This window comes from Streptomyces capoamus, from assembly GCF_014654935.1.
In the GTDB taxonomy this organism is placed as follows: domain Bacteria; phylum Actinomycetota; class Actinomycetes; order Streptomycetales; family Streptomycetaceae; genus Streptomyces; species Streptomyces capoamus.
This window is the reverse complement of record NZ_BNBF01000006.1, coordinates 181615-198763: the sequence shown is the minus strand read 5'-3', so window position 1 is coordinate 198763 and position 17149 is coordinate 181615. Positions and strand designations below refer to the sequence as shown.

Below are 17149 nucleotides of genomic sequence, written 5' to 3'. Positions count from 1 at the left end.
GTCCTCGACACCTGGGCCGAAAACGGCATGACCGACCGGCAGCTCGGCGTCGTGCTGATCTACAGCGCCGGGAACATCCGCAACCCCGGATCCGTGACCATGCAGCGCGCGGCCGAGCTGTACGCGGAGCAGGAAGCGGGAAAAGCCGCGGCGCCGGCGAACCGGGCGGCGCGCAGGGCGAAGACGAAGCCCAAGAAGCAGAAACGTTCTGGCGCGCGATCCTGACCAACTGGGCCGCCGTCGAGTCCGACCTCGCCCGCGAGTACGGCGTCGCCCCGGGTGACCTCGCCCGCATGTCCACCCGGCGGTTCCTGGTCCTGGTGACCGGCCTGCCGGGCGAGTCCAAGTTCGCCCGCGCATGGGCGCGCACACCCCGGGCCGTCTCGGACCCGGCGGAGATCGCAGCTATCACCGGCATCCCCGCCGGCTAGCACCGCACGACCGGCGAGCGCGCCGGATGACCCCCGTAAGGAGGTGATCCGGTGGCGCTCACCGTGGGCGAGCTGCTCGCCACCATCACCGTTGACGACGCCCCCGCGCAGGCCGGCGTCAACCGCGCCGAGTCCGCCATGCGCGCGGCCGGCGACAACATGGTCGCCGACGCCGACCGGGCCGGACAGCAGGCCGGGGCCGCCCTCGGCGACGGGATGGCCGACGGGAGCGACCAGGCCGCCGACGCCGGCGCCGGCGCGTTGAAGGCTTTCGGATGGGCCGCCGTCGGGGCCGGCATCGGCGCCGCCCTCATGGCAGGTGTCGGCGAGGCCATGCAGCAGGGCAAGGTCGCCGGCAACTTGCAGGCGCAGCTCGGCACGACAGGCCCCGTCGCAGCGAAGTACGGCAAGGTCGCCGGCGACCTGTACGCCGGCGCCGTCGTCGATTCGGTCGAGGACGGGGCCGAGGTCATCAAGGGCATTGCCCAAAACGGCCTGCTGCCGCCCGAGGCGACCAACGCGCAGATACAGACGATGTCCAAGCGCGTCGCCGACACGGCGAGCGTGATGGGCGAGGACGTCGGGGCCGTCTCCCGCGCCGTCGGAACGATGCTCAAAACGGGCATCGCCAAATCGGCCGATGAGGCTATGGACGTCCTCGTACGAGGAAGTCAGAAAGGCGTCAATTCCGCCGAGGATCTCCTCGACACTTTCACCGAATACCCCACCCAATTCCGCGACCTGGGCCTCGACGCTCAGACCGCAATGGGCCTTATGCAACAGGGGTTGCAGGGCGGCGCGCGCGATGCGGATACCGTCGCGGACGCGTTGAAGGAATTCGCTATCCGCAGTAAGGACATGTCCGCCGGGAGCGTCGCCGCTTTCAAGGACATCGGCCTTAACGCGGACGTCATGGCGAAGACGTTCACGAAGGGTGGACCGGAAGCCAGTAAGGCACTCGGCGACGTCCTTACGCGCATCAAGGCCATTGAGGATCCGGCCAAGCGGAACGCTACGGCGGTCGCCCTTTTCGGCACCAAGGCCGAGGATCTACAGGGCGCCCTATTCAAGCTCGACCCGAGCACGGCGGTAAAGGCACTCGGCGACGTCAAGGGCGCCACCGACAAGGCCGGAAACGCCATGCGGGACAACGCCGCAACCAAGTTCGAGCAGTTCAAGCGCGGCGCCATGCAGGGTGTCGTCAACGTCCTGGGAACGTACGTCGTCCCGGCGCTCACCACGGGCGCCGACTACGCCGTGAAGTTCGGCCAGGGGTTCGCCACCGCCGCCGGTTTCGTCTCCGACCACAGCACCGCCTTTACGGTCGCGGCCGGACTCATCACCGCGTTTTTCCTGCCCACCCTGGTTGCCCTCGCCGCGCAGGCGTGGACGACGACAACGGCCGTCGTAACCGGCTGGATCACGCAGGGCACGGCGCAGGCCGGCGCCCTCGCGTCGTTCCTCGCCGCCAACGCGACCATCCTTGCCGGGTGGATCGCGCAGGGCGCGGGGGCCGTCGCCGCCGCCGGCCGGGTGGTCGCCGCGTGGGTCCTCATGGGCGCACAGTCCATGATTCAGGCCGCGCGAATGGCCGCAGCGTGGGTTATCTCCATGGGCCCCGTCGGTCTGATCATCGCCGCCGTTGTCGCCCTGGTCGCGCTGATCGTCGCCAACTGGGACACCATCGTCGACGCCACGACGGCCGCATGGGATTGGGTCTGGAACAAGATCAAGACCATTGGTCAATGGCTGCTCGACCTGTTCCTGAATTTCACGCTTGTTGGCATCATCATCAAGCATTGGGATTCGATCCGCTCCGGTACCGTCCGCGTCTGGAACGCCATTGTCAATTGGGTCAAGGGACTCCCGCAGACGCTCATCAACTTCTTTTTGAACTGGACCCTTCCGGGCCTGATCATTAAGCATTGGCAGAGCATCAAGGACGGTTCAGTAAAGAAGGCCACCGAGCTAGTCACTTGGGTGCGTGGCCTGCCCGGTCGCATCGCATCCGGGATCGGGAGCCTAAAGGATCTCCTGTACGACAAGGGAACCGACGTCGTACGCGGCCTGCTCAACGGCGTGAAGTCAATGGGATCGTGGCTGAAAAGCCAGCTCATTTCCTTTGCCAAGAATATGATTCCGGGCCCGATTGCTAAGGCACTCGGAATTCATTCACCTTCCAAGGTGATGGCAAAGCGCGTCGGCCGGTGGATTCCCGCCGGCGTCGTCGCCGGCATCCGCGCGAACACGGGCGTACTCGACCGCACCATGGCGAACCTGGTCACGCCCCCGCCCGTGCCCGCCCTCGCAGGCGCAGGCGCAAGCACCGGCATGGGTGGCGGAACGTACGCGTTCGGCCAGACCAGCGGCGCGGCCGTGCACATCGAGCACTGGCACGGCGGCGAGCAGACCCCCGAAGAGAACGCGCACGCCCTCGCGTGGCGCATGAAGGCGAGGGGGTGACCGGTGGCCATCGGCGACCAGGTGAACGCGTCCGGGCACGCGCAGCTCGGCGAGCTGCTGCTCGGACGCGGCACCCCCTACCGGTGGCGCTCCCTGACCGGGTGGGAAGACCTGCCCGCCCTCGACTCCGGGAGCGTCAACCGGGCCGACGCGCACGGCGCCATCCTGGGCCGCCTGCTCGCACAGCCGCGCGTCGTCACCCTCGACGGGATCCAGATACGGGCCCGCCGGGGGGAGATCGGCGCCGTCGTGCAGCAGCTCGGCGCCGCCACCACGATCACCGAGGACGAGCAGCCGTTCGTCGTGCAGCTCGACGAGCGCGGCCCCCTGCTCGCATGGGTCCGGGTGACCGCCCGGGCCGTCCCCGTCGAGCGCGGGTACACCCTCGGCAGCATCAGCGGCGCGGCCGTGCAGCTCACCGCAAGCGACCCGCGCCGGTACGAGCTGCTCGAACGCACGGCCCGCGTCGGTCTGCCCACCGACGAACCGGGCCTCGACTGGAACGCCGACCCCTCGCGGCAGGTGTTCCCCGACGACCAGGCCGCCGGCCGCGCGTCGAGCGCGTCGTCGTTCTGGGCCCTGTCCGGCCTCACGACGGGCAACAGCGGGGGCGCGCTCACCGTCACAGTCACCGCGGCGCAGGCCCGCCTCGCGTGGACATCCGGCCCGGACACCTTCGCGGGGTTCCCCGTCGAGCCGGCGCAGTCCGTGACGTTCCTCGCCGACGCCCCGCCCCCAGGAACAACCCTGTTGCTGCACTGGCTCGACGACACCGGCGCCTATGTCTCCGCGACGAACGGCACGTACGGGCGCGTCACCGGGACCGCCCCGGCCGGCGCAACGGTCGTCCGCCCGATCATGCAATGGGCGACCGTCCCCTCGCCCGCCACGGCCACCGTCGGCCCCTCCCGGCTGCTCATTCCGGGACTCGGCGCCGAGGGACTGCTCGACCCGTACGACTTCGGGCCGCCGGGCAGTACGGGCACCCTGACCGCCCGCAACGACGGGAACGCCCCCGCGCACCCCGTCGTCGAGTTCCGGGGCCCCGTGTCCATACCGAGCCTTACCAACCTCGCCACGGGCGACGTCCTCGAATACGACCTCGACCTCGCCGCCGGCGACGTCCTGGTCGTGGACACCGGCGAGGGCACGGTGACGCTCAACGGCACCGCCAGCCGCCTTTACACCGCGACCGCGCGCAGCGTCCCCGAGCAGAGTTTCGCGCTCTGGCCCGGGACCGCCGATCTTGCTTTCCGGGCCGCGCCCGAATCATCCGACCCCGCCGCATCCGTCGCCGTCCGGTGGCGTTCGGCTCACTGGTAAGGAGGGCGCCCGAATGACCGTGCGCGCCGCGTGGCTGCTCGCCGGACCCCCGGACGGACAGACCCGCACCGACACCCGCCTCGCCCCCCTCGGCACGTTCGCGCCCGAGGGGGAACTGACCACCCGTGATGGAGTGATCGCCGGCGGCGCCCCGCTCATGGCGACCGGCGCCGGCGCCATGCAGGTACAGGTCGGCATCGGCCGCGCCCTGGTGCAAGGCACCACCGCACAGGGCGCCTACCCCGTGGCCGTGACCGTCCCCGAGACGCTCACCGTGGGCGACGGGAACGCGCAGTACCCCCGTATCGACTCCATCGTGCTCAGGGTGTACGACGGCCTGTTCGACGCGCAGGGCAAGACCGCCGTAGCCCTCGAACTGGTCGTCGGCACCGCGCAACCGTCCCCGGTCGAGCCGAACCTGCCCCCGTCGTCCCTGCGGCTGTGGTCCATCACCGTCCCGGCCGGCGCGTCCGCCGGAACGGGCGGGATCAACTGGGCAAGCGCCCTCGCCGACCGGCGACGGTTCACCGCCTCTTACGGCGGGATCATCCCGCGCGGGTGGGGGACGTCGTTCACGGGCGCCTACGACGGACAGTTCCGCGACGTGGGCGGAGTCCTCGAACGCTGGAACGCCACGGCGGGGAAGTGGGAGACCTACCGGCCGCCGCGCGACGTCGAGACGATCAGCACGGGCGCCACGGCGGCGAGCGGGTACAGCGTCACGCAGTACAACGCCCGCCGCGTCGGGGGTGTCTGTTCCTTCACCGTCGAGGTAGTCCGGACCGGTACCGCAATCAGCGTCCCGGCCGGCGGGAACATCAGCGACCAGAACGTCGCCACCCTCCCGGCCGGGTGGCGCCCCGCGTACGACGTCGAGGGCGCAGCGTCCGACGGGTACGGCGACGGAGGGGCGCGCATCGCCACAAACGGCGTCGTGACCCTGCGGACGTGGGTACCGGGCGGATCCATCCAGAGCGGCCGGAACATCCGGATCTCTGCCGCGTACGTCCTGTGAGGGGGTCGCGTGATCTCCCCCGGGTACCGGCTGCTGCTGTGTGACCTGCGCTCCGACCAGGTGCTCGACGCCCTGCCCGTGCAGCAGCTCAGCCTCGACGACTACATAGGCAAGGCCGGCGCGATGTCCGGCACCGTACCGATACCGAACGCCGCCGTTGCCGCCCGGGCCCGGGCCGCCATCGTCCCGGGCCGTACGGCCGTATGGCTCGAACGGGGCCGCGACATCTGGTGGGGCGGAGTCCTATGGACGGCCGCCGTGCAGTCCGACAGCCGCGGCTTTCTCGGCGTACAGGTGCAGGCCGGAACGTGGGATACGTACCTGTCGCACCGGATGCTGTACGACACCCTGCAAACGACCGCGCCGACCGATCAGTACGACATCGTCCGCGGCCTGCTCGACTACGTGCAGAACACCCCGGGCGGAGACATCGGCATCGAGTACCCGACCGACGTGTCGGGCACCCTGCGCGAGCGGACGTTCTCCCGATTCGACCTGCCCGTCGTCCGCGACCTGCTCGACCAACTCGGCGCCGTCGAGGGCGGGTTCGAATGGCGCATCTCCAGTTTCCGCGACGCCGACGGCCGCCGCGTCAAGCGGCTGCAACTCGGTTCGCCGACCATCCGTACCGGCTCCACCGACATCGTCCTCGACCACCCCGGACCGATCACCGCGTACACATGGCCCGTCGACGCCACCAAGCGCGCGAACGCGTGGCAGTCGAGGGGCGCGACCGACAACGAGAACCAGGCCGCCGACAGCGTCCCGCGCGTCTCCGCGTTGCAGCTCGCGGACCAGGACGTCGCCGACGGGTGGCCGCGCCTCGACGGGAGCAGCGACTACACCACGGTCAACGAGCAGGCGACCCTCGACGGCCACGCCGCCGCCGACCTCGCCGCCGCCCGCGCCGGGACCGTCGTCCCCGAGGTCACCGTCGACATGTCCCGCGCGCCCGTGTCCCCCGCCCTGCTCGGCGCGACCGTGCGCCTGCGGATCCGGGACCTGTGGCACCCCGAGACCCTCGACGCCCGGTACCGCGTCGTCGGGCTCGGCATCACCCCACCCGAGCGAGGCCGCCCCGAGTCGGCCCGCCTGTACCTGGAGGCCCCGTAAGTGGCAGCAGTACCGCAGGACATCCTCGACCGAATCCGCTCACTCGAACGGCAGGTGCGCGAACTCACCGGCCGCTCGCAGATGCGGCCGGCCCTCGACAAGGTTCTGCACGGAGACATCGTCATCGGCGAGGGCGGACAGCTCTTTGCCGAGACTCCCGGCGGGCAGCGCACGTTCATCGTCGGCCAGACCCCGCAAGGCGACTGGGGCGTCGGCATCGGACGCGAAGACGGAACCGCGGCCCTGACCGTGGGCGACGACGACGCCACCGACCGGCAGATGATCCGCATGTGGAACCGTGACCGCGATTACCGGGAAGTCATCGTCATGGATGACTACTACTGCGACCGATTCCTCGGCCGCCCGTGGCTCCCGCTCCCCATGTACCCGACCGCCAACTCGGCCATGGAGGGCACGACGTCTTGGCAGTTCGCATGGGTCGGCCGGATGCCCGCACAGAACGCCGTCGCCGTCCTGGAGTTCTCCAGCATCGCCAGCGCCGGCGGACAGGTCCGTATCACCTACGTCGCCCCCGGCAGCGACGCGCGCCTGCTCGAAACGTGGACCCTGCCCGCGAACACATGGGTGAACAAGACGTTCACGGTGCCCCTCGACGACGCCGAATGGGGCGACGCCGTCCTGTTCCAGATCGAGCACCGCAACAGCGCGAGCACCGGCGCCATTGAGACGCGCATGTTCAACGCCTACACCCGCAACACCTTCACACCGAGCGAGGCCCCCGACATACCCGCCCGTACGGCTGCTGCTGCCGCCGCGCCGGCCGCGTTCGAGGCAGACCTCGCCGCCACCCCCGAAAGCCCCGTCGAGCCCGGCCTGCGCCGCGTCGACGAGTAAGGAGCCCCGCGCGTGCTGCCCGAGAACATTTCCACCGTCACCATCACCGGGCGATACCTCGCGCCGAACGGGCGACCGCTCACCGGAAGCGTCACGTTTCGCGCGCCGGCCGTCCTCACCTTCCCCGACTCCGACGTGATCCTCGGCGGGCCCGTCGTCGCCACGCTCAACGCCTCCGGGCAGCTCGAAGTCGACGGGGGCCCTGTCGTCCTGCCCGCCACCGACGCACCCGGCATGGACCCGGCCGGCTGGTCGTACATCGTTACCGAGCAGCTCGCCGGCGTCCCCTCGAACCGGTCGTACAACATCCTGCTACCGGCGGAGTTCCCCAAGGTCGACCTTGCCGACATCGCGCCGACCGACCCGAGCAAGCCCAATTACATCCCCGTCGAGGGCCCCAAGGGCGACACCGGCGCGACCGGCGCCCCGGGCAGCCGCATCTACACCGGCACCGACGCCCCGGCCGCCGCCCTCGGCGTCGACGGAGACCTGTACGTGCGTTACGAGACGTCCGCGTTCCTCGGCGTCACGAGCACGACCGTGTCGACGTGGCAGAAGGCCGCCGGCGCGTGGACGCAGCTCGGTACGGACGTCCGGGGCGCGGCCTGGTACGTGAACAACACGAGCACCCCGTCGTCGACGACGAAGCCGGGCGACCTGCTGCTGCGCACCGACACGGGCGACATCTGGCAGCGCGGCGCGACCGGATGGGGAAGCGTCGTCGGGAACATCAAGGGCCCCAAGGGCGACCAGGGCGTCGCCGGCGTCAAGGGCGACCAGGGCGCACCGGGCACCCCCGGCGCCCCCGGAGTCGTGCAGTCCGTCAACGGCAAGTCGCAGGCCGCCGTCGTCCTCGCCGCCGCCGACGTCGGGGCGATCCCCTCGACCGCAGCAGGCGCCGCCGGGGGCGTCGCGCAGCTCGACGCAACCGGGAAGGTCCCGGCCGCGCAGCTCCCGGCCATGTCCGGCGGGGGCGCCGTGACGTCCGTCAACACGAAGACGGGCGACGTTGTCCTCGCCGCCGGCGACGTCGGGGCCGCGACCGCCTCGCACACGCACACCGCCGCCGACGTGGGCGCCGCGCCCGCCTCGCACACGCACACCGCCGCGGAGGTGGGCGCCCTCGCCACCACGGCCCGGGGCGCCGCGAACGGCGTTGCCTCGCTCGACGCGTCCAGCAAGATCCCCATAGCGCAGCTTCCGGCCGCCGCCGGCCGGAACATGTGGACCCCGCAGGCCCTCGGCTTCGCGGCCTGGTCGGTGGACCCCGCGCACGTCGCCAACCCCACCGGCACGCCCAAGGCCGCGGTACTGCAACGCCTGTACCTCTCCGGTATCAACATCACCGAGAGCACGCAGGTAAACCGCGTCGTCATCTTCGCCCGAGGGTGGGCCGGATCCACCGCCGTCCCTGCCGCACGCTTCTACGCCGGCATCTACAACGAGGCCGGTAACCGCGTCGCAACGTCCGGCCTGGTGTCCAGCCTCCCGGCCGCCGGGCAGATCACCGGTACCGCCCCGGGCGCGAACGACAACCACATCGGGGCCGTACCCATCACCCTGACCGCCACGGCGACACTCGCCCCGGGCCGGTACTGGGCCGCGTTCCTGATGAGCGCCGGGGCCGCCACGGACTTCTATTACATGCACGTACAGAACGAGTCGCCGAGTGCCCCCGCCAACTTCTTCATGGGGACCGCGTTCCAGCGCGCATGGTGCCTCGCCTCGCAGACGTCGCTACCGGCCACGATCAACCAGGCCGCCGGCGAGGTCGGCCTAGACCCCGCCATCATGGCTCTCGCCATGGTCTGACCCTTCCCCGCTTCCCCCGCACGCCCCGGCAGTCGCCGAGGGCGTTTTTTCATGTCTGGAGACACCCACCATGGCAACACCGCTCACCGCGTCCGCGTTCCTGTCCGCCCTGCGCGGCGAGGGCGTCGACGTCGTCGAGGTCGGATCGTGGCGCACCCACAACCGCGAGGGGCACGGGGCATGGGGCCCCATGCACGGCGTCATGATTCACCACACCGTCACCGAGGGCACCGCAAACTCGGTCGCCATCTGCCGCGACGGGTACAGCTCGCTCCCGGGCCCGCTCTGTCACGGCGTGATCGACAAGGCCGGTACGGTGCACCTGGTCGGTTACGGCCGCGCGAATCACGCCGGCCTCGGCGACGACGACGTGCTCGCCGCCGTCATCGCCGAGCGCCCCGTGCCGGCCGACAACGAGGCGAACACCGACGGGAACAGCCGCTTCTACGGGTTCGAGTGCATCAACCTGGGCGACAACGTCGACCCGTGGCCCGAGGTACAGGTCGAGGCCATCGCCCGGGCCGCCGCCGGCATCTGCCGCGCGCACGGGTGGGGCGCCGAATCCGTCATCGGCCACCACGAGTGGCAGCCGGGCAAGGTGGACCCGCGCGGCCCCATCGGCAAGACGGGCGGACCCGCGCTCACCATGGCGAAGATCCGGGCCCGCGTCGCCGAGCTGCTCGACCAGAAGACGCCGAGCACGCCGTCGACGCCGAAGCCGTACACCCCGCCGGCGTTCCCGGCCGGCCTCGCCCCGGGCAAGGCCAAGCCGTCCGCCCGCGCGTTGCAGCGCGTGCTCAAGGCCACCGGGTTCATGCCCAAGAGCGTTCAGGAAGCCGACGCCTACGGCCCGCAGACGCAGGCCGCGGTCGCACGCTTCCACAACGCCCACCCGTCCTACCGCGCCGCCGGGAAGTCGTACGACCCCGCTATCGGCCCGAAGGGGTGGGCGTACCTGCACCGCCTCGCCTACGCCAAGTAGGCCCGGGCGCCCCGAAAAACTCGAGTATTCGCGTCACCTTGACACAAACCCCGAACGAAACGAGGCCCGCATGACCCCCGCCAACAAGCGCACCGTACGCACCCTGATTCAGGGCGCCGTCGGTTTCGCCCTCGCCCTGCCCGCCATCGTCGACGCGTCCGGCGTCCCGGAGTCCCTCCCGTGGGTCGCCGGCGCCCTCGCCGTCGCGGGTGGCCTCGCCCGCGTGATGAGCCTGCCCGCCGTCGAGGCCCTGCTCGACCGCGTCGGCCTGGGCCTGGTCGACAAGGAGACCCCGGGCGCGTGAGCACTGGATTCCCCGGCGTCGACCTCGCCGTCGTCTGGTGTGGCGTCGTCGCCGCCGTGGGCGGCGCCCTGGGCCTGCTCTACCGAGCGACCCGGGGCGCGCGGCGCCTCGCCGAGCGACTCGGCGACCTCGCCGACGACTGGCAGGGCACCCCGCCCCGCCCTGGCGTACCCGGACGCCCGGGTGTCATGACCCGGCTCGACGCCATCGAACAGCAGCTCGCCGCGGTCGAGCACGAACTGCACCCGAACAGTGGGGGCAGCCTGCGCGACGCCGTCGACCGCGTCGACGAGCGCACCCGCCGCACCCTCGACGAGTAGTTCGACCCGAGCAGCACGCGCCCCCGCCCGGCCTCGCGCCGGTGCGGGGGCGCCTTTGTCGTTTCCGGGCACTTCCTCACCTGTAGCTCTCCACACGCACCGTGCACGCTCTGTACCGTCATGGGTATGAGCCCGACGGATGGAGCACGGATGCCTCGCCGACCGCTTGGAAGCCGCCGGCGCCTCACCGCAAGGGGGGCGCGCTGATGTTGGAGGAAGCCGAGGAGATCGGCCGCCGCGCGCGCCGTGCACGGCTCCGTCTCGGAATGCCGCAGGCAGACCTCGCCGCCGCCCTGGGGAAGTCGCAGGGGTGGGTGTCGAAGATGGAACGCGGCCTAATCGAACTCGACCGCGTCGGCCTGCTCAACCAGGTTGCCGCCGAGCTGCATGTGCACCCCAACGATCTGATCGGGCGCCCGTACAGCAGTTCGCCATCCGAGAACCAATGGCAGGTTGCCGCATCGTCAATCTTGCGCGAGCTGCGCCGCTATGACCTCGCTCCCGTCTTTGACGGCACCCCCCGACCGTCGGGCCAACTGTGGCAGGAGACAACCCGACTGCACCGCCTGCGCGACGCTGCGGCGAACGTAGCGATCATGCAGGTACTTCCCGACCTGTTCCGCGAGGCCCGCGCCCTCGCCGAAATCTCCACCGGCCACGAACGCGAGGAAGCGTTCGCCATCTATGCCGTGTGCTGCAAGTTCGCCCACACATCCGCGCACGCTCTCGGGCACCCCGAGTTGGTCGCCATGGCTTGCGAACGGGCCGCATGGTCAGCGCGCCTGTCCGGCGACGCCGTCATGCCGGCCGTGGCCGACTGGATGCGCGTATGGGACATGTGGGCGACCGCCGATTGGGCGGACGCAATCGCCCTATCGGATCGCGCAATCGGCAGCGTGCAGCAGGGATACGACCGGGGCGAACCGCTCGCCGTACGCGCGTGGGGATCTCTTCAACTCCGTGCGGCAGTGTCCGCAGCACGAGGCGGACGGACCGCAGAAGCCGAGGACCGCATCAAGCACGCAAAGGCAGCAGCGGCCCGGTTGGGTGAGCACATCGGGCCGCCGATCTACGACCGGCATTCCCTCACGTTCTCCCCCGGCAACGTCCAGATTCACGCAATCAGCGTCGCCCTGGAGATGGGCCAGCAGCGGAAGGCACTGTCCATAAACCGGCGCACCCCCCGGGACCTGGTCGCAGCGCTCCCCAATTCCCGGCAAGGACATCACCACATGGACCTCGCCCGCGCGTGGCTGTGGGACGGAAACCGCGACAAGGCATTGAAGGAATTGGAGACTGCCGAGCGCATCGCGCCGCAGCTCATCCGGAACCACCCCATCGCCCGGTCAACCCTGCGCAGCATCGTCTACGCCGAACGGGCGAGCACCCGCGAGAAGCTGCGCCGCATGTCAGACCGCTTTCACCTCGACGGATGAGGGTGATATTCCTCCGGTTCATATTCGGCCTGTAGCTCGCTCCTAGCTTCCAAGCATGGCCGAACAGACCTCGAAGCAACTCCCCACGCGTGGCGTCGAGTTAGGCGCAGGCGCCCCGTTTCACCCGCGACTCGGAGACCTCGCCCTCGACCTCGCCCAGGGAGGGCAGATCGGGGTCGTGGTCGACCTGCCGAGCGACACCGCAAAGTCGTACCACCTGCGCTTGCCCGGGGGCGGGGGTGACTGGCGTGCGAGGTCGGACGGGACCACGCTGCGCCCCGTGGCCGTTCCGGTCACACACGTCACGCCCCAGCAGCGCGACGCCATGTACGACGTCCGCGCCGACCAGGCCGGCCTACCGGTCACGATCCACCACGAGGACGGGGGCACGTCCGAGTCGGTGCTCATCCTCACCCCGGCGCAAGTTGAGCTGTACTTCCTACAGTTCGAACGGCTCATCGAGCGCCGGGAGAAGGCCCGGGACGGGTTGCTGTGAGCGCGGCCGTGGGAACGTACCGCCCGATGCCCCCCGTGCGTCCGCTCAGGCAGGCCGCAGTCGCCTTCCGATGCGAGGTGACCGCCCACGACTTGAGCGGCTCCCGCGAGGTCATCCTCGCGTACTACCGGGCGTCATCTCCGCGCCTCGCCGCCCGATGGATGCGCGCCGAGGCGCAGCGCCTCGCCCGCCTGCTCGCCCCCGCACCAACCGCGCCCCACTTCCGGTCGGTGCTCCTGGTCGCCACCGGGCCGACCTGCCCGCGCCCCGACGACGAGCTGCTCGCATGGGCGGGCAGCGACGAGCGTTACGAGCACGCCCTGCGCACCCTGCAAGCCGGTAAGGATTACCTGCTCAGCGTCGCGGACTACGACGCGCAATACGCCGTGCGCGTCTACGTCCTGCCCACCCAGTCCCCCGCCCCCGCCGGACGTCGCACCCATGCCCCGGCGGGGACGGGCCGTCATCGCAAGCCCCGTTGGCGCTTCAACCGTTAAGACTCCGCCCCCGCGCCGACAACGGTTCCCCCGGGCGCGGGGGCGGGTGCACCACCTGTCCAGAACCACCGCCCCAAGACCCTGGGAAGTGAGTCCATGGAACAGTTCGAGCGCGCCCGTCTCGACTCCTATTTCGCGCGCATCGCCGACGACTTCGCCCCGACCGAGCGGCCGTCATCCTTCCTGATCACGCACCTTCTGCCCGAGCGCCCCTCGTTCGTGGGTGCCGTGGGCAGGACCAGCAGCCTGCGGGCCGTCCTGCCCAAGCCGAAGTCCATCGACGCCAACGCCCGCCGCGCCGTCGAGAAGACAACCCCGTGCGAAACCCTGTCGCGCGAAATGTTCGAGGACGCCGACACCGCCGTCGAGTACATCGAGTCGCGCGCCGCCGGCGAGGCCGTCGTGCTGCTCGACGTGGGTGGCTACTTCGCCCCCTGCCTCGACGCCATCTGTGACCGGTTCTCCGGGCGCATCCTCGGCGTCGTCGAGGACACGGAGAACGGGCACAAGAGGTACGCCGACCGCGACAAGCTGCCCTGCCCCGTCGTCTCCGTGGCGCGCTCTCCGCTCAAAGACCCCGAGGACTTCCTCGTAGGGCAGTCGGTCGTGTTCTCCACCGAGGCACTCATGCGAAGCCGCGGCGACATCCTGCACGGACGCCCCGCACTCGTGATCGGGTTCGGCAAGCTCGGTTCCAGCATCGCGCGCCTGCTTCACGCGAAAGGCGTACAGGTCACCGTGCACGACGTGGACCCCGTACGGCGCACACAGGCACTCTCCCAGGGCTTCACCGTGGCGCGCGACCGCGACGTCGCCCTGCACGGCGCCGGCCTGGTCCTGTGCGCCACCGGGGCCGTCTCACTCCGGGGCGAGGACTTCGCCACCCTGCGGAACGGCGCCTACGTCGCCACGGTCACCAGCAGCGAGGACGAACTCGACCTCGCCGGCCTGCCCGACGTCTACCAGCGGACGCCCAACGGCGAGCACGTCACCCGCTACGCGACTACGGGCCACTACTTCTACCTGCTCAACCGAGGCAACGCCGTCAACTTCCTGCACGGCGCAAGCGTCGGCCCGTTCATCTTCCTCGTGCAGGCCGAGATACTCGCCGGAATCCGGATGCTCACCCGTGGCGACCTCGGACACGGTATGCACGAGGTGAACGCGGAGGACCGACAGTCCATCGCCGCAACCTGGCTCAACTACTTCAACCGCTAGGAGACGACACCCCATGCCGATCACGGCACAGCATGTGCGCGAGACCCTCGACGCCTACCTCGCCGAGCACCCCGACGAGAAGGACAGCGTGTCCGCCCTCGCCGCAACGCTCGACCAGGCCGGCGACATGATCGCCTCGCGCAAGGAGTTTCGCGGGCACGTGACCGCCGGGGCCGCACTGCTGCGCCCCGACGGCCGCGTGCTCACCATCGAACACCGGGCCCTCCGTAAGTGGCTGCTCCCGGGCGGACACGTCGAGGACAGCGACGCAACCCTCGTCGACGCGGCTCTGCGCGAACTCGCCGAAGAGACCGGCATCAGCCCCGACCAGGTCGAGCCCGACAGCGGCCTGCCGTTGCACGTCGACGTGCACACGATCCCCGCCAACGACGCCAAGGGCGAACCGGAACACCTGCACTTCGACTTCCGGTACCTGTTCCGCACCACGGCCGACACGGTCGAGCTGCAAGAGGAAGAGGTCACGGCCTACTCGTGGCAGTTCGCGGACATGCTGACGGCCGAGCCCCTACGCTCCCGGGTGATGGCCGCAGCCGGCCAGTAACCCGCACGGCTCGACGGCCCCGGCGCCCCGATCACGGAGCGCCGGGGCCGTCGGCGTATCTGCGGGCCCTGCTCGTCTCGCAGGCCGCGAGAGAGCCGTACAGACCGCGCGGGGCGCCACACTGACGCCCCGCCGAGCCTGCCAGTCCCTTCATCCCACTTGTTTTACAGGCCCTATCCAGGAACAGCACGCCGCGGTGGGCGAGGGAGACGGCCCCGGGCCGGGCGACGCCCGGGCCGCCGCCGACGAGTGACTGCATGGTGGCCGAGTGGTGCGGGGCGCAGTAGGGCGCGACGTCGATGAGCGGTTTGCCCGGCGGCAGCAGCCCGGCGACCGAGTGCACGGCCGTGACCTCCAGTGATTCCTCCCGGGCGAGCCGGGGCAGCACGGCGGGCAGGCGTTCGGCGAGCATGGTCTTGCCCGCGCCGGGCGGTCCCTCCAGGAACAGGTGGTGTCCGCCGGCCGCTGCCACCTCCACGGCCGTGCGCGCGGAGGTCTGCCCGACGACGTCCGCCAGGTCGTGATCGACGTCGTGCTGTGCGGCGCCGATGCTGTGCATGCCGGTGGCGGCGCCGGTGCCCGGTACCCGCAGCCCCGCCAGCAGGGGGTCGGGCCGTCCCAGCTCGTCCGGTGCCTCCTCCGGGACGGGCTCCTCGGCCAGGACCGCGATGAGCTGCCGGAGACTGCGCACGCCGAGCACGGACACACCGGGGACCAGTGCGGCCTCGGCGGCGGCGCACTCGGGCACGACCACCTGCTCGTACCCCGCGTCGGCCGCCGCGAGGACGGCCGGCAGGATGCCCCGGACCGGGCGCACCCGGCCGTCGAGACCGAGTTCGCCGATCATGACGATGTCGGCGAGGACCCGGGGGTCGATCCGCTCGGCGGCACCGAGCACAGCGCAGGCGACGGCGAGGTCGAATCCCGAGCCGGCCTTGGGGACGGAGGCCGGGCTGAGTCCGACGGTGAGCTTCTTCTGCGGCCACTCCGCGCCCGAGTTCACCACCGCCGCCCGCACCCGGTCGCGGCTTTCCGTCAGGCTCTTGTCCGGCAGGCCCACCAGGGTGAACGCGGCGACACCGGGTTCGAGGTCGGCCTGGACCTCGACGACCACGCCCTCGACGCCGACCAGGGCCACGGAGCAGGTACGGGCGAACGCCATTCAGGCCACCCCCCGCGCGTGCTCGACGCAGGGGGCGCCGCGGCGGGGCAGGAGGACACCGACGAGGTCGATGCGGACGCCGCCCGGTGGGGCGCCTCCGTGGGCCTGGATCCAGTGCGCGGCCAGTTCGCGGAGCCGGGCCGCCTTGTCGGGGGTCACCGCGGCCATCGGGTGTTCGTAGTCCCCGCCGGTGCGGGTCTTCACCTCGCAGACGACGAGCGCGTCCCCGTCCCGTGCCACGATGTCGATCTCGCCGGACCGTCCGCAGCGCCAGTTGCGCTCCAGGATCGTCATGCCGGCCTCGGCGAGCCGCCGGGCGGCGAGGTCCTCGCCGTACTTGCCGATCGCTTCTCGTGCGTTCATGTCGGCACCTCCTCAGGCGCCAACCGTCACGCGTCCCGTCCCCCGGTGTTGATCTTGGTGGACTGCTCTGCGGTTGTGGACAACTTCCTCACCCGCAGGGGTGGCAGCGGTCCGTCAGCCGCCCGGCAGCTCCAGATCGCTCTTGTTCAGCTCCTCGATGTTCACGTCCTTGAACGTCAACACCCGGACCTGCTTGACGAAACGAGCCGGCCGGTACATGTCCCAGACCCAGGCATCGGCCATGGTGACCTCGAAGAACACCTCTCCCTGAACCGAGTGCACCTGCATCTCGTAGTCATTGGTGAGGTAGAACCGTCGCTCGGTCTCGATCACGTATTTGAACAGACCGACGACATCTCGGTACTCCCGGTAGAGCTTCAGCTCCATCTCGGTCTCGTACTTCTCGAGGTCCTCGGCGCTCATGGCATGTTCCCCTTCAGCCGTGCGATCCCCCCATTGTGCGCCAGTCCCGGGGCCACTCAGACGATTTCCGTGTCGAGGGTCACGGGTGTGGCCGGGGGACCTTCGACGAGCAGCGTGCGCAGCAGCTCGGCGAGTCTGGTCGGATACACCGTCTCATGTGCCCGGGTCAGTTCCCGACACGTCCACCAGCGCGCTCCGGCGACGCTGCGCCGTTCCAGCTCCGTCAGCCCCGTCGTGACGGTCGCCGTCCGGGTCGTACGGGCCAGGTAGTACCACTCGTCCTGGTCCCAGCGGCGGCCCGCGAACGGGAACGAACACCGTCGCCGCCAGAGCACGGGACCCAGTTCGACCTCGGTGATGCCGGTCTCCTCGGC

General features: G+C 70.5%; 18 protein-coding genes and 2 pseudogenes. 16 read left to right on the top strand and 4 right to left on the bottom strand.

The window, feature by feature from the left end:
• From IE312_RS39695 to IE312_RS12210, 16 genes and pseudogenes are all read left to right on the top strand, one after another.
• Positions 1–225, top strand: a pseudogene (locus tag IE312_RS39695) (hypothetical protein); the annotation flags it as partial.
• Between the two features lie 68 nt (positions 226–293).
• Positions 294–431: a hypothetical protein gene (locus IE312_RS12280; protein WP_189981091.1), complete on the top strand. Its 138-nt coding sequence runs from the start codon at positions 294–296 to the stop codon at positions 429–431.
• 51 nt (positions 432–482) lie between these two features.
• Positions 483–2894 (top strand): phage tail tape measure protein, encoded by a 2412-nt coding sequence (locus IE312_RS12275; protein WP_189981090.1) that lies wholly within the window; start codon positions 483–485, stop codon positions 2892–2894.
• Between the two features lie 3 nt (positions 2895–2897).
• Entirely contained in the window at positions 2898–4217 is a 1320-nt protein-coding gene (locus tag IE312_RS39690) for a phage distal tail protein (RefSeq protein ID WP_229899601.1), read from the top strand.
• Positions 4218–4230: 13 nt separating this feature from the next.
• The gene (locus tag IE312_RS12265) at positions 4231–5232 is read left to right on the top strand and encodes a hypothetical protein (RefSeq protein WP_189981089.1); all 1002 of its coding nucleotides are present in this window, start codon (positions 4231–4233) and stop codon (positions 5230–5232) included.
• A gap of 9 nt (positions 5233–5241) precedes the next feature.
• On the top strand, positions 5242–6345 hold the full coding sequence (locus IE312_RS12260) for a hypothetical protein (protein WP_306419728.1): 1104 nt from the start codon (positions 5242–5244) through the stop codon (positions 6343–6345).
• Positions 6346–7200 (top strand): hypothetical protein, encoded by an 855-nt coding sequence (locus IE312_RS12255; RefSeq protein WP_189981088.1) that lies wholly within the window; start codon positions 6346–6348, stop codon positions 7198–7200. It abuts the gene before it with no gap.
• Between the two features lie 12 nt (positions 7201–7212).
• Positions 7213–9012: a collagen-like protein gene (locus IE312_RS12250; protein WP_189981087.1), complete on the top strand. Its 1800-nt coding sequence runs from the start codon at positions 7213–7215 to the stop codon at positions 9010–9012.
• Between the two features lie 70 nt (positions 9013–9082).
• Positions 9083–9994: a peptidoglycan recognition protein family protein gene (locus IE312_RS12245; RefSeq protein ID WP_189981085.1), complete on the top strand. Its 912-nt coding sequence runs from the start codon at positions 9083–9085 to the stop codon at positions 9992–9994.
• Positions 9995–10064: 70 nt separating this feature from the next.
• Positions 10065–10298, top strand: a complete 234-nt coding sequence (locus tag IE312_RS12240; RefSeq protein ID WP_189981083.1) for a hypothetical protein — start codon at positions 10065–10067, stop codon at positions 10296–10298.
• Entirely contained in the window at positions 10295–10618 is a 324-nt protein-coding gene (locus IE312_RS12235) for a hypothetical protein (protein ID WP_189981081.1), read from the top strand. Before IE312_RS12240 ends, IE312_RS12235 begins: the two co-directional genes overlap by 4 nt.
• A 206-nt stretch (positions 10619–10824) precedes the next feature.
• Positions 10825–12054 (top strand): helix-turn-helix domain-containing protein, encoded by a 1230-nt coding sequence (locus tag IE312_RS12230; RefSeq protein WP_189981079.1) that lies wholly within the window; start codon positions 10825–10827, stop codon positions 12052–12054.
• A gap of 55 nt (positions 12055–12109) precedes the next feature.
• On the top strand, positions 12110–12550 hold the full coding sequence (locus tag IE312_RS12225; RefSeq protein ID WP_189981078.1) for a hypothetical protein: 441 nt from the start codon (positions 12110–12112) through the stop codon (positions 12548–12550).
• 92 nt (positions 12551–12642) lie between these two features.
• A complete protein-coding gene (locus IE312_RS12220; protein ID WP_229899599.1) occupies positions 12643–13047 on the top strand; it encodes a hypothetical protein in 405 nt (134 codons plus the stop codon).
• Positions 13048–13143: 96 nt separating this feature from the next.
• On the top strand, positions 13144–14265 hold the full coding sequence (locus tag IE312_RS12215; protein ID WP_189981076.1) for an adenosylhomocysteinase: 1122 nt from the start codon (positions 13144–13146) through the stop codon (positions 14263–14265).
• A gap of 13 nt (positions 14266–14278) precedes the next feature.
• Positions 14279–14827 carry an NUDIX hydrolase gene (locus IE312_RS12210; RefSeq protein ID WP_189981075.1) on the top strand — a complete coding sequence of 183 codons (549 nt, stop codon included), beginning with the start codon at positions 14279–14281 and terminating at the stop codon, positions 14825–14827.
• 154 nt (positions 14828–14981) lie between these two features.
• On the opposite strand, the pseudogene IE312_RS12205 reads toward IE312_RS12210, so the two are convergent.
• The 4 genes and pseudogenes from IE312_RS12205 to IE312_RS39685 all read right to left on the bottom strand — a co-directional run.
• Positions 14982–15989: pseudogene (locus IE312_RS12205) on the bottom strand (YifB family Mg chelatase-like AAA ATPase); the annotation flags it as partial.
• Positions 15990–16352, bottom strand: coding sequence for a YraN family protein (locus IE312_RS12200; RefSeq protein WP_189981074.1), 363 nt, complete (start codon positions 16350–16352; stop codon positions 15990–15992). It lies immediately after the preceding pseudogene.
• Positions 16353–16466: 114 nt separating this feature from the next.
• Positions 16467–16775 (bottom strand): DUF2469 domain-containing protein, encoded by a 309-nt coding sequence (locus tag IE312_RS12195; protein WP_014675276.1) that lies wholly within the window; start codon positions 16773–16775, stop codon positions 16467–16469.
• 56 nt (positions 16776–16831) lie between these two features.
• Positions 16832–17149, bottom strand: a 318-nt coding sequence (locus tag IE312_RS39685; protein WP_229899597.1) for an NUDIX hydrolase, incomplete at its 5' end; no start/stop codon positions are given.

Excerpts from the sequence above, each read along its gene's own strand:
- IE312_RS12280 (WP_189981091.1), top strand. The coding sequence starts at position 294 with ATGTCCACCCGGCGGTTCCTGGTCCTGGTGACCGGCCTGCCGGGCGAG.
- IE312_RS12265 (WP_189981089.1), top strand. The coding sequence starts at position 4,231 with ATGACCGTGCGCGCCGCGTGGCTGCTCGCCGGACCCCCGGACGGACAG.
- IE312_RS12245 (WP_189981085.1), top strand. The coding sequence starts at position 9,083 with ATGGCAACACCGCTCACCGCGTCCGCGTTCCTGTCCGCCCTGCGCGGC.
- IE312_RS12240 (WP_189981083.1), top strand. The coding sequence starts at position 10,065 with ATGACCCCCGCCAACAAGCGCACCGTACGCACCCTGATTCAGGGCGCC.
- IE312_RS12230 (WP_189981079.1), top strand. The coding sequence starts at position 10,825 with ATGTTGGAGGAAGCCGAGGAGATCGGCCGCCGCGCGCGCCGTGCACGG.
- IE312_RS12225 (WP_189981078.1), top strand. The coding sequence starts at position 12,110 with ATGGCCGAACAGACCTCGAAGCAACTCCCCACGCGTGGCGTCGAGTTA.
- IE312_RS12215 (WP_189981076.1), top strand. The coding sequence starts at position 13,144 with ATGGAACAGTTCGAGCGCGCCCGTCTCGACTCCTATTTCGCGCGCATC.
- IE312_RS12210 (WP_189981075.1), top strand. The coding sequence starts at position 14,279 with ATGCCGATCACGGCACAGCATGTGCGCGAGACCCTCGACGCCTACCTC.
- IE312_RS12200 (WP_189981074.1), bottom strand. The coding sequence starts at position 16,352 with ATGAACGCACGAGAAGCGATCGGCAAGTACGGCGAGGACCTCGCCGCC.
- IE312_RS12195 (WP_014675276.1), bottom strand. The coding sequence starts at position 16,775 with ATGAGCGCCGAGGACCTCGAGAAGTACGAGACCGAGATGGAGCTGAAG.